Consider the following 11,535-nt stretch of genomic DNA (forward strand, 5'->3'; position numbering starts at 1 on the left):
AGGAGATCCTCAGGAGGACGCCAGCAACTCGGCCGCGCCCAGCACGGCCCGTGCCGCCTCAGCCGGCCGGGTGCGTGGGAAGTAGTGGCCGCCGTCGGCGAGTTCGTGCAGGTCCACGTGGTCCGCCAGGAACTGCCAGTCCCGGTGGAGGTCGCCGAACCCGGCGGTGTGCGGGTCGTCGGCGGCGACGACCACGGTGACGGGCGCGGCCAGCTTCACCGCCGGCGGGGTCTCCAGGGCGTCGGCGAAGTAGTGGTGCGCCGACACGCAGTCGTGCCGGTAGGCGGCACCGATGTGCTCGGCGTGCCGCGCGTTCAGCTCGGCCAGTTCGGTGTAGCCGCTGTCCGCGCCCAGCCGCGCGGCGATCTCGGCGTTGCCGCGCTCCGCCAGTTCCGCCGCGGCGGCGCGGCGGCCGGCGGCCGTCCCGGGCAACTGCGCGCCGAGGAACACCCGCACCACCTCCACCCCGTGCCCGGGCAGCCTCCGCGCGGTCTCCACGGCGAGGGCGGCGCCGGAGGAGTGGCCCCACAGCATGACCCGCCGCATCCCCCGCCCGGTGATCTCGGCGACGGCCTTCTCCACGACCTGCTCCATCGGCGCGAACGGCTCGTCGGCGGCGGCCAGATCGTGGCCGGGCAGGTCGACGGCGTACACCGCCAGACCGCTGCCCGCCAGGGCGCTCGCCATCGGCTGGAAGTTGACCGCGTTGCCGCCCGCGTACGGGAAGCACACCAGGGCGCACTCCCGCCCGCCCTCCGCTCCCGCCAGCGGCTGCAGCAGCTCGGTGCGCTGCCGGGCCGTGCCGTCCAGCAGCGCGGCGAGGTCGGCGAGGACCGGGTGGCGGGTGATGTCCTTGAGGGACACCGCGCGGTTCAGGGCGATGGTGAGCTTCACCGCCGAGAGCGAGGTGCCGCCGGAGTCGAAGAAGTGGTCCCCCCGGCCGATCAACTCCCGGGGCAGCCCCAGCAGTTCGGACCAGGCGTCCGCCAGCCTCCGCTCGGTCGCCGTGCGCGGGGCGTCACCGTGCTCCCCGCCTGGTCCCTCCGAGCGTGTGGTGGGTTCGGGCCGTGCGTTTCGTTCGGCCAGCGCCGTCAGGGCCTTGCGGTCGATCTTCCCGTTGGCGGTCAGGGGCAGGGCGTCCTGCCAGTGGAAGGCCGTCGGCACCATGTACACGGGCAGCGCGGCCCCCAGCGCCTGCCGCAGTTCCTCCGTCTCCAGGCGCCGGCCGGTGTAGTGGGCGATCAGGTGCGTGCCGGCACCCGCGAGCTCGGCGACGACCACGGCGCCGTCCCGCACCCCCGGAACCCGCAGCAGGGTGTTCTCGATCTCGCCGATCTCGATGCGGAAGCCGCGGATCTTGACCTGGCTGTCCCGGCGGCCGAGGAACTCAAGCTTGCCGCCGGGATGCCAGCGTCCCCAGTCGCCGCCCACGTACAGCCGCTCACCCGGCCGGTACGGGTCCGTCCGGTACGCCTCACGGGTGCGCTCGGCGTCGTTGACGTAGCCGCGTCCCACGCAGACCCCGGAGAAGGCGATCAGACCGGGCGCGCCCAGCGGTACCAGCGACAGGTCCTCGTCGACGACGAGGACACGGACGTTGTTGACCGGCCGGCCCAGCAGCACCCGCTCCGGCACCGCGTCCATGACCTCGTGGTTGGTGTCGTCGGAGGTCTCGGTCAGCCCGTAGGCGTTGACCAGCCTGATGCCGGGGGCGACGCTGAACCAGCGCTGCACCAGCTCCCTCTTCAGCGCCTCCCCGGTCACCGACACACACGCCAGGTCGGGCAGCTCGCGCGGGTGCAGCTCCAGGTACGACACCACCACCTCCAGGTAGGAGGGCACGACCTGCGCCACCCCGACCCGGCCGCGGACCAGCGTGTCCACGAACCGCTCCACGTCCACGACCGCGTCCTGCTCCACCAGCAGGGTCCGCCCGCCGACCAGCAGCGCGGCCAGCAACTGCCACAGCGAGATGTCGAAGCACTGCGGGGCGGTCTGCGCCACCACCCGGTCGGGACCGATCCCCAGGTCGTCGATCTTTGCGTACAGATGGTTGAGCATGCCGGCGTGCTCGCACATCGCCCCCTTCGGCTCGCCCGTGGAGCCGGAGGTGAAGTAGATGTACGCCAGCTGGTCGGGTGCCACCCCCACCCCGGGGTCGTCCTCGGCGTGGTCCTCCGCGTACGCGGTGTCCACCAGCAGCTTCTCGATGTCCGACGACAGGGTGGCCAGGGCCTGGTTCAGCGTGCCGGTGCTGCTGGGCTCGGTCAGCGCCAGCCGGCACCCGGCCCGCGACAGCGTCGCCGCGATCCGGCCGGCCGGGAAGTGCGGCTCGATGGGCAGATACACGCAGCCCGCCTTGAACACCGCGAGGACCGCGGCCAGCCAGTCCAGGTTGCGTTCGGTGACCACCGCCACCACGTCCTCCCGGCCCAGCCCGCGCGCGAGCAGCGCCCGCGCCAGCCGGTTCGCGCGCGCGTTGAGCTCTGCATACGTCCACGAGCGGTCGCCCTGCACCGCGGCCACCGCCTCCGGCCGGTCCCGCACCCGCTGCTCGAACAGCTCGTGCGCCCGCGCCTCGGGCAGCTCACGGTGCGGTCCCGCCAGCCCGTCGAGCTGCTCGCGCAGCTCCTCGGCCGACAGCAGGCTCTGGCTGTCGTGCTCGGCGTCCGCGTCGGCCGCCATCAGCCGCAGCGCGGTCAGGTGGTAGCCGCCGATCCGGGCCACCGCCTCGGCGTCCAGCGCGTCGGTGCGGTACCGCAGCCGCAGCGCCGTGCGTCCGTCGCCGTCGCTCCAGCGCACGCCCAGCACCACGTCCCCGGGCAGTGCGCCTTCGGCAGCCCCGGTGCTCGCGCTGCTTCCGGTGCCTCCGATGTCTTCGGTGTCCCCGGTGCCCATGTTCTCCCCGGGGTCGAACAGCACCTCGTACGGCGGTTCCGTCAGCCCCAGCTCGCGCCGCAGCTCGCCGACGGGGAAGTCCCGGTGCGCGAGCAGGTCCGCCTCGACCCGACGGGCACTGCGCACCAGCCCGCGCCACGTCGACGGCGCCAGGGTCAGCCGGCAGGGCAGCGGCCCGCCCTCGGCTCCCGAGGCGTACCCCGTCACCACGTCCCGCTCGCCGGACAGCGCGGCCAGCACCTTGGCGTGGGCGGCCAGCAGCACCGCGCTGACCGGCACCCCCAGCTCCGCCGCCAGTGTGCGCACCGCCTTCGCCACGTCGGCCGGCACCTGCTCCTCGTGGCGGGCCACACCCGGCACGGGTCGCTGTCCCACCCACCGTGGAACGGCGGTGAAACCACCGGCGGTCAGTGCGTCGGTCCAGAAGTCCCGGTCCGCTGGCACGAGCGTTCCCATCGAGTGACCCTTCATCAGTTCGCCGCCGGGGCAGCGGGGTTGCCTTCCCACTGCGCGTTCACAGGGACTTCCTCGCCCTTCATCAGGAAGGAGTCGGGGGCCAGCACGGCCGAGTCGCCCACCGTCACGCCGTAGTGGACATGGGCGCCGACCCCGAGGGTGACGCCGGATCCGAGCGTGGTGCGGTCGGACTTGAAGGTGCCGTCCTCCTGCGAGTGGCACTGGATCTTGCTGCCGAAGTTCAGCGTGCAGTCGTCCCCGATGGCGGTGAGCGTCCGCTCGGTGATGTAGCAGCCGTCGTCGAAGACCCGGCGCCCGATGCGCACGCCCATCAGGCGCCACATCAGGCTCTTGAACGGCGTCCCGTTGAACAGGGCGAGGTAGTGGTCCGGCACCTTCCACAGCCGCTCGTGCCACCAGAAGTACGGGTCGTAGATGGAGCACAGACGGGGCCGCAGCGGGCGGAAGGAGGCGATCGCCCGCTCCACCAGCACGTAGTAGCCCGCGCTGGAGACGAGGGTGAGCGCCAGGTAGCAGGCGATCACCACGTGCCCCAGCGTGCCGTACAGGGCGGCGGAGGCCAGACCGGCGGCCGTGAGCACGACCGTGTGCAGCCAGCGCAGGCAGAGGTGGAGCGCCATCGAGCGGAGGTTGTAGCGGTTCTTGGCGGCGAGGTTGGTGCGCAGTTCCTCGCCGGTGCGCAGATGGTCGAACCGGGTGTCGCGCTCCACCGTGCGGGGGATCTCGAAGCACGGCGAGCCGAGCAGGCCGACCCCCTCGCGGATCTCGCCGTCCAGGGGGACCATCACCTTGGTGGCCAGCAGGCAGTTGTCGCCGGTCCTGCCACCGGCCGGATAGGCGATGTTGTTGCCCAGGAAGTTGCGGGCTCCGATCGAGGTCCGGGACACCCGGAAGGACGTGGCGGAGTAGTCCGCGTTGAGGACGGACAGTCCGTCGGCCACCATGGTGCCGCTGCCGACGGACACCAGCAGCGGGGTCTCGTGCTGCACCTCGGTGCCGAAGTTGGAACCGGTCTGCTCGACCTCGGACAGGTCGTATCCGAGACCGCGCAGATAGGGGACGATGTAGGAGCTGTCGCCGAAGAGCCAGGTGAAGAACCTGATGTTGGTCAGAGTGGCCGTCATCCGGTGCGCGGCGTAGCGGAAGCCGTAGAGGGGGTAGGTCCGGTCGGGCCTGACCACCAGGTGCAGCAGACGCGGAACGGCGTACAGGACGGCCATGCCCAGGACCACGGCGCCGAAGAACAGCACCGTGGCCACGACCAGTGTGTCGGTGAGGAACTCCCCGGCCGTGCTGGCCGGCGTCTTCGGGTCCAACCGGTCCCTGAGCGCCGGGACCTCAGAGAACAGCATGTACATGCCGCCGACGACGAGCGGCAGGTAGACGAGGAACAGTTGCAGCAGGCTGGTCAGGGCGAAACCGGCCCGGCGCAGGGTGCCGCACCGAGCGGGCGGCACCCGCACATGATCCACCTGGGTGGGCTGCGCGGGGGAGCCGTGGCGGCGCTCGCCGGACGGGATCTCCTGGCCCCGGTACAGGGCGGAGGCGTGGCCGAGCTGGGCCCCGTCGCCCATGGCGGTCTCGATGTCGAGCACCGTCTTCTCGCCGACGAAGACGTCCCGGCCGAGGGTGATCCGGCCGGTCTGGATGCGTCCGGCGTGCGCGCGGTAGCAGAGGAAGAACGAGTCCTTGCGGATCACCGTGCCGGCGCCGATGGTGAGCAGGTCGGTGCAGACCGGCACGGAGCGGGAGAGGATCGTGACGTCCTTGCCGATCCGCGCGCCGAGCGCCCGCAGATACATCACGTACAGCGGATTGCCGACAAAGAAGATCATGGGATTGGCGTGGAGCAGCGCCTTGACGATCCAGAAACGCAGATACGCGAGACTCCAGACGGGGAAGTCCCCGGCTTTCCAGCGTCCGACGAGAATCCACTTGGCCGCCACCGGAAAGGCGCACACGACGACGAATCCGACGCCCCCGCAGACGAACGACCGCGCATAGATATGGAGGAGCCCCGATCCCGAGGCGACCCAGTCATAGGCGCGGGAGGTGGCCAGTCCGATGACGGTCGAGTATCCGAGGAAGATCAGCGCCTGAAGCGTCCCGCACAGCAGGTATCGCGCCGTACGGCCGGACGCGCCGCGGGCGGCCGGGGCCGGCGGCGAAGCAGGCTCCTGGGAGGAGGCCGGAGCGGCTGATCCGGCAGGCGGGGGCGCCGTGGGGGCGAGCGCCGCCGCCAGGTCGCGGATCGTCGGATACCGGTAGATGTCCTTCATGGACACGGACGGCAGATCCGGTCTCTTCCGCACCCGTGCGCAGAACTGGGCCATCACCAGGGAGTTCGCCCCGAGTTCGGTGAAGAAGTGGCTGTCCGCCGACACGTGATCGGCGGCCACGACGTCCGCCAGAATGCCGACGAGTTCCCGCTCGGTGGCCGCCGTCGCAGGCGCGGTGTCTCCGCGTGGGGCGATGGCAGATCCGTCCGGTCCGGGCATCAGGATGTCGGCAGACTTCTCCACCATGCGTGCTCCCTGAGGAAGGGTCGAAAACCATCGACCGGGTTTCCGTCCCCGAGACCGTGTGCATTCGCCTACAGGCGTTGTCACCTGACCACGCAATCATGGACCAGTCTTCTTCGATCACCGACCGGTTGCCACTTGTGTCGTGACGTGGCCGCGGGGTACCGATCCGCCGGGAGCGCCTGGCACACCGTTGTTTCTCGCGGTACCGGTGGGGCTGGGGTGGTTGACGGGATCACCCGTTTGGAGGTCACTCCATAGGGTCTGTTCGTCCTCGGCGGCGGTGCGGGGAGCGCGGAAGGCATCCCGTCGGGAAATCCGCGTCGGCCGAGTGGCCACGGCACCTGGGGACGCGCAGACTGAGCAATGACGCGGGGCCGCGACAGCGCAGTATCGCGGGGCCGCCCGGAGCAGGGCTGTGCCGGCTCGTGGGCCGGACCGTTCGTTGAGGGGGCCTAAATGGCCGTTGAGATACCGCCCCTGATCAAGCCCTCCCGCCTGAGGCGCCGTGGAGGCCTGTGGGGCGAGTGCCTGGCTGAGTTCCTGGGGACCTTCGTCCTCATCTCCTTCGGTTGCGGCTCCGTGGCCATGGCCGTCGCCGCGCTGCCCGGATCCGGCCGGACGCAGGGGCCCACCACCTTCTTTCTGGGCGCCGGTGACTGGCTGCTGATCGCCTGGGGATGGGCGTTCGCCGTGGTCTTCGGCGTCTACGTGGCGGGCGGGGTCAGCGGCGCGCACATCAACCCGGCGGTGACACTGGCGTTCGCGGTGCGGCGCAGGTTCCCGTGGGTGAAGGTGGTCCCGTACTGGATCTCACAGCTGGTGGGCGCGTTCGCCGGGGCGGCTCTGGTGTATGCCGTCTACCACGACGCGATCAACACGTTCGACCAGGCCATGAAGGGACCCAAGACGAACGGGCACACGGTCGCCTCGTTCTCCATCTTCGCGACGTTCCCGGCGCCCTTCTTCCACGGCGGCGTCTGGGGCCCGCTCGTGGACCAGATCGTCGGCACGGCGTTCCTGCTGATGCTGATCGCGGCGGTCGTCGACCTGCGCAACACCGCGGTGAAGGCCAACCTCGGGCCCCTGGTGATCGGCTTCGTCGTCGCCGCCATCGGCATCTCCTACGGCGCGAACGCCGGATACGCCATCAACCCGGCCCGCGACTTCGGTCCCCGGCTGTTCACGTTCGCCGCCGGGTGGGGCGACCTCGCGCTACCGGGCAGCCTGGCCGGCTCGTTCAGCGACTACTGGTGGATCCCCATCGTCGGGCCGCTCGTCGGTGGCGTGGTCGGCGTCGTGGTGTACGACCTCTTCGTCGGCGACGTCCTCAACATCCGCGCCCAGGAAGGCGCGCTGCCCGAGCCCGGTCGTGCCCGCCCGGTCAGCACGGAGGACGAGGAGTAGCCGTCGCCGCCAGGAGCGGTTGCCGCGCCGGTCGTCGAAGCCGCGGGAGCAGGTGACCGGGGTGCGCCTCGTCGTGGTCCTGGCAGGCACCGCGGTCCCTGGCGACGGCGCTCACGACCGTGCGGGGACCGGCCGCCGGACGTGCCCGGCGGCCGGGTGCCGGTGGATCGGGCGTGGGCTCAGCCGTGGTAGGTGATGTAGCCGTTGCCGTCCCGGTCGTCGCGGGACTTGGTGTAGGAGTGCACGTCGGCGCGGGCGCCGGAGGGCTTGTAGAGGTAGATGGTGTCCTTGTCGTTGTTCCAGATGAAGTTGCAGCTCTGGCGGTAGGCGACGTTCTTGGCGTCGGACTCCGTGCCCCGGCCTCCGCGCAGGCTCACGTAGTCGCCGGGCTGGAGGTAGTGGTTGGCGGAGAACCGGTACATGTTGCCGGTGGCGTCCTTGACGACGTAGCCCTTGAGGTTGACCGTCGTGGTGCGCGAGTAGTTCTTGATGGTCAGGTACTCGCTCTTGGTGTTGCCGGTGGTGCAGTTGTTGGAGTCCCGCCCGGGCGCGTCGTACTGGACGCCCTTGATCTTCAGGGCGGAGGAGTACTCGGTGGCCTGCGCCGGGACCGCGGCGACGACGGCGATCGTTCCGGCGGTGGCGGCGGCAGCGAGCATGGAGCGTATGCGCATGAGGTTCCCCCCTCAGTTGGTGCGGATGGAGCGGCAGGAGCATACACAACACGTGACCGACGAGTGACGGGGAGGTGGGGGACTTGTGAAGGCGGGTGCGTCGGTGGGTGGCGGGTGCGTCGGGGCCGTTCGGGCGACGGTCGGCGCTTTCGTCACCGTGCCTCGGGCGGCATGGGCTCTCGGCTAGCGTGGCCCGGGTGACCGAGACCTCCTACCTCACAGCCGTCCGCGAGTCCTACGACACCGTCGCCGCCACGTATGCCGAACGCGTACCGGAACCGGCCGAGTTGGACCCGCTGTCCCGCGGCATGCTGGCGGTGTTCGCCGAGTCGGTGCGGCTCGCCGGCGCGGGGCCGGTCGCCGACGTCGGGTGCGGGCCCGGCAAGGTCACCGCCCACCTCGCCGCGTCGGGAGTCGACGCCTTCGGTGTCGACCTGTCGGCCAGGATGGTCTCACTGGCCCGGCGCGCCCATCCGCACCTGCGGTTCGTGCAGGGTTCGATGACCGCCCTGGGGATCGGTGGCGACACCCTCGGCGGCGTCCTGGCCTGGTACTCCACGCACCACACGCCCCCCGCCCTGCTGCCCGCGGTCTTCGCCGAGTTCCACCGCGTCCTCGCGCCCGGCGGCCATCTGCTGTGGGGGTGCCACATCGGCGACGAACACCTGCGGCCCAGCCAGGGATACGGCCATCCCGTGTCCTACGAGTGGTACCTGCTGTCCGCGGAACGGGTGGCCGAACTGCTGGGCGAGGCCGGGCTCGTGGTCACCGCGCGGCTGGTGCAGGAGCCCGAGGGGCGGCTGACCCGGCGGCACGCCTGCCTGCTGGCCCGCAAGCCCTGACCCTCCCGCGGGCGCATGTGCGTCAGCCCATGGTGAGCACCATACGGAAGCGGGCGGTGCCCGCGAGCATCCTCCGGTACGCCTCGTCGGCCCGGTCCAGCGGCACCGTCTCGGTCATCGGGCGGATCCCGTGCAGGGCGCTGAACGCCATGGTGTCCTGCACGTCCTGCGCGGTGCCGGAGGGGTGACCACGGATCTCCCTGCCGCTCATGATCAGTTGCAGCGGACTGATCCCCAGCGGCTCGGGCGTCGCGCCGATGACGACCAGTTCGCCGCGGTGTGTCAGCCCGTCCACGGTCGCCGTGATGGCCTCGGAGTTGCCCGCGGTGGCCAGCACGACCTTCGCACCGCCCAGGGACCGCAGCGCCTCGGCGACGGGGGTCGCCGTGCTGTCGACGTAGTGATGGGCGCCGAGCTGCTTGGCCATGTCCGCCTTGTCGGCCCCCCGGGCGATCGCCACGGTCTCCAAACCCATGGCCGCCGCGTACTGCACCCCCAGGTGGCCCAGGCCGCCGATGCCGAGCACCGCGACCAGGTCGCCCGGCCGGGCCACGCTGCGCCGCAGCCCGTTGAACACGGTCACGCCCGCGCATGCCATGGGCCCGGCGTCGCTCGCGGCCAGCCCCTCGGGGATCCGCGCCAGGGCGTCGACCGGTGCGATCACCCGCTCGGCGAAGCCGCCGTCGTACGCCCAGCCGGGCACCTTCAGGTTCTCGCAGACGATGAAGTCGCCCTGCCGGCACGCTGTGCAGTGGTGGCAACTGCCGCCGAACCAGCCCACCGCCACCCGGTCGCCCTCCTGCCAGCCGTACTCCGCCGCTCCCTCGCCGAGTGCCTCGATCCGCCCGGCGATCTCGTGGCCCGCGACCACCGGGAACCGGATGCCGGGCACCGCCGCGTCCACGAAGAAGGTGTCGCTGTGGCAGACCCCGCACGCCTCCACCGCGATCCGCACATGGCCGCGCCCCGGCTCCGGCACCTCACGCTCGGCGATCTCGAGCGGCCCGCCGGCGGCGGTCGCCTGCGCGACTTTGTAGGTACTCATGTACGGCTCTCCCGGGCTGCTACGGAGGTCTCCTCACCCAGCACACCAGCTCGGAGCCGATCGCGCGCGCCGACGCGCGGCCGACTCCGGGGATTCCGCCCGGCGCCGACCACCGTGCGAAGGCCGCGGCGACCGCCCGCCGGTGCTCGGCGCACCCACCCCTCGGTTGCGGTTACGGCGGCCTGCGGCCAGACCCGGCGCGGCCGGTGAAGCCTGCGCGGGACGTGGCCGCCGCGTACCGGATGCCGGTTCGTGTGCCGCGGGGTCGGTTCCGGATGCGGTGGGCGAGGTCGGCGGCGGCCTGGGGCCACCGCGGGTGGTCGAAGACGAAGTCGGCCTTGGGGAGGTGTCTGGGGACGTGCGACCTCGGCCGCCGCTTCACAGCGGCCTGCGGCCCGAGTCCGCGCGGGAGGTGCCCGCCGCGTACCGGATGCCGGTTCGTCTGCCGCGAGGTCGGTTCCGGATGCGGTGGGCGAGGTCGGTGGCGGCCTGGGGCCACTGCGGATGGTCGAAGACGAAGCCGGCCTCGAGCAGGCGGCCCGGGACGACGCGCCGGCTCTTCAGCAGCAGTTCGGTGTCCGTGCGCAGCGCGAAGGCGCCGAGTTCCGCCATCCACGTCGTCGCCGGCAGACCCACCGGGACACCCCAGGCGGCACGCAGTTCGCGCATGAGCGCACGCTGCGGCAGGGGGTTGGGCGCCGCTAGGTTCACCGGCCCGACGATGTCCTCCCGGGCGGCCAGGAACTCCACCGCGCGCACGAAGTCGTGCTCGTGGATCCAGGACACGTACTGCCCGCCGCCCGCCACCGGGCCGCCCAGGCACAGCCGGGTCAGCCACAGCAGGACGTCGAGGACACCGCCCCGGTCGGGGCTCATCACCATGGCCGAGCGGAGGGCGACCTTGCGCGTGTGCGGGGTGCGGGCCCGCTCCTGCTCCCGCTCCCAGGCCTTCGCGATCTCGACGGAGTAGGCCCAGTAGCCCGGCACCCCGGGTTCGGACCCGCCGATCACCCCGCAGCGCTCGTCGTTGGGCGCGTCGAAGCGGTGGGCGTACACGGTGGCCGTGCTCATCTGGAGCCAGACGCGCGGCGGGCGCACGGCGGCGGCGATCGCCTCGCCGACGATCCGGGCGGAGTCCACCCGCGAGTCCATCATGGCCTGGAGATTGGCGGGCGTGTAGCGGCAGCTGACGCTGCGTCCGGCCAGGTTCACCACCACGTCACAGCCGTCGATCACGTCGGCCCACGGTCCCAGGGTCCGCCCGTCCCACCGGACCTGCCCCGGGCGCGCGGGGCGCCGGCTGAGCACCACGACCTCGTGTCCGGCGCCGGTCAGCGCGCGTTCCAGGACCGTACCCACCTGCCCGGTCCCGCCGGGCAGCACGAACTTCATCGGATGTCGCCCCCTTTGTCGGTGGGAGCGACTGTAACGCAGAGACTTGAACGTGTTCAAAAAAGTTCTCCAGCGGCTGATGCGGGCCTGAGAGCGCAGACGCGGCGGTCCGTGAACTGGGCGCACGGGTGGCCGGAGTCGGGCCGGCGCGTCCCGGGCACGGGGCAGGGGAGCGGGCCCGCTATGTTCTCTCCGGACACGCGATCTTCGGAGCCTGCATGCGCGAGACAGACGTACTGGGCGAGGAGGCGGTGGCGCCCCCGGTGGCCCCGGCCGCC

At 71.7% G+C, this 11,535-nt stretch carries 7 protein-coding genes; 2 read left to right on the forward strand and 5 right to left on the reverse strand.

Translation table 11 applies throughout. The features are described from left to right. Positions 1 to 9: 9 nt before the first annotated feature. Positions 10 to 3,354 (reverse strand): non-ribosomal peptide synthetase, encoded by a 3,345-nt coding sequence (locus BZY54_RS41135; RefSeq protein ID WP_086730482.1) that lies wholly within the window; start codon positions 3,352 to 3,354, stop codon positions 10 to 12. 14 nt (positions 3,355 to 3,368) lie between these two features. Continuing rightward, positions 3,369 to 5,900: a Pls/PosA family non-ribosomal peptide synthetase gene (locus BZY54_RS41140; RefSeq protein WP_086730472.1), complete on the reverse strand. Its 2,532-nt coding sequence runs from the start codon at positions 5,898 to 5,900 to the stop codon at positions 3,369 to 3,371. A 456-nt stretch (positions 5,901 to 6,356) separates the two neighbouring features. On the opposite strand from BZY54_RS41140, the gene BZY54_RS41145 reads away from it, so the two are divergent. Continuing rightward, on the forward strand, positions 6,357 to 7,304 hold the full coding sequence (locus BZY54_RS41145) for an MIP/aquaporin family protein (protein ID WP_086730473.1): 948 nt from the start codon (positions 6,357 to 6,359) through the stop codon (positions 7,302 to 7,304). A 179-nt stretch (positions 7,305 to 7,483) separates the two neighbouring features. Here BZY54_RS41145 and BZY54_RS41150 read toward each other — a convergent pair whose 3' ends face one another. Then, positions 7,484 to 7,978, reverse strand: a complete 495-nt coding sequence (locus BZY54_RS41150; RefSeq protein ID WP_086730474.1) for a lamin tail domain-containing protein — start codon at positions 7,976 to 7,978, stop codon at positions 7,484 to 7,486. Between the two features lie 197 nt (positions 7,979 to 8,175). On the opposite strand from BZY54_RS41150, the gene BZY54_RS41155 reads away from it, so the two are divergent. Further along, positions 8,176 to 8,820: a class I SAM-dependent methyltransferase gene (locus BZY54_RS41155; RefSeq protein WP_086730475.1), complete on the forward strand. Its 645-nt coding sequence runs from the start codon at positions 8,176 to 8,178 to the stop codon at positions 8,818 to 8,820. A gap of 22 nt (positions 8,821 to 8,842) precedes the next feature. Here the strand turns inward: BZY54_RS41155 and BZY54_RS41160 are convergent, their stop codons facing one another. Next, the gene (locus BZY54_RS41160) at positions 8,843 to 9,865 is read right to left on the reverse strand and encodes an alcohol dehydrogenase (RefSeq protein WP_086730476.1); all 1,023 of its coding nucleotides are present in this window, start codon (positions 9,863 to 9,865) and stop codon (positions 8,843 to 8,845) included. Between the two features lie 378 nt (positions 9,866 to 10,243). Then, positions 10,244 to 11,257 carry a TIGR01777 family oxidoreductase gene (locus BZY54_RS41170; protein ID WP_086730478.1) on the reverse strand — a complete coding sequence of 338 codons (1,014 nt, stop codon included), beginning with the start codon at positions 11,255 to 11,257 and terminating at the stop codon, positions 10,244 to 10,246. Between the last annotated feature and the right edge of the window lie 278 nt (positions 11,258 to 11,535).

Source organism: Streptomyces carpinensis, assembly GCF_002154505.1.
In the GTDB taxonomy this organism is placed as follows: Bacteria; Actinomycetota; Actinomycetes; order Streptomycetales; family Streptomycetaceae; genus Streptomyces; species Streptomyces carpinensis.

Excerpts from the sequence above, each read along its gene's own strand:
- BZY54_RS41135 (WP_086730482.1), bottom strand. The coding sequence starts at position 3,354 with ATGGGAACGCTCGTGCCAGCGGACCGGGACTTCTGGACCGACGCACTG.
- BZY54_RS41140 (WP_086730472.1), bottom strand. The coding sequence starts at position 5,900 with ATGGTGGAGAAGTCTGCCGACATCCTGATGCCCGGACCGGACGGATCT.
- BZY54_RS41145 (WP_086730473.1), top strand. The coding sequence starts at position 6,357 with ATGGCCGTTGAGATACCGCCCCTGATCAAGCCCTCCCGCCTGAGGCGC.
- BZY54_RS41150 (WP_086730474.1), bottom strand. The coding sequence starts at position 7,978 with ATGCGCATACGCTCCATGCTCGCTGCCGCCGCCACCGCCGGAACGATC.
- BZY54_RS41160 (WP_086730476.1), bottom strand. The coding sequence starts at position 9,865 with ATGAGTACCTACAAAGTCGCGCAGGCGACCGCCGCCGGCGGGCCGCTC.
- BZY54_RS41170 (WP_086730478.1), bottom strand. The coding sequence starts at position 11,257 with ATGAAGTTCGTGCTGCCCGGCGGGACCGGGCAGGTGGGTACGGTCCTG.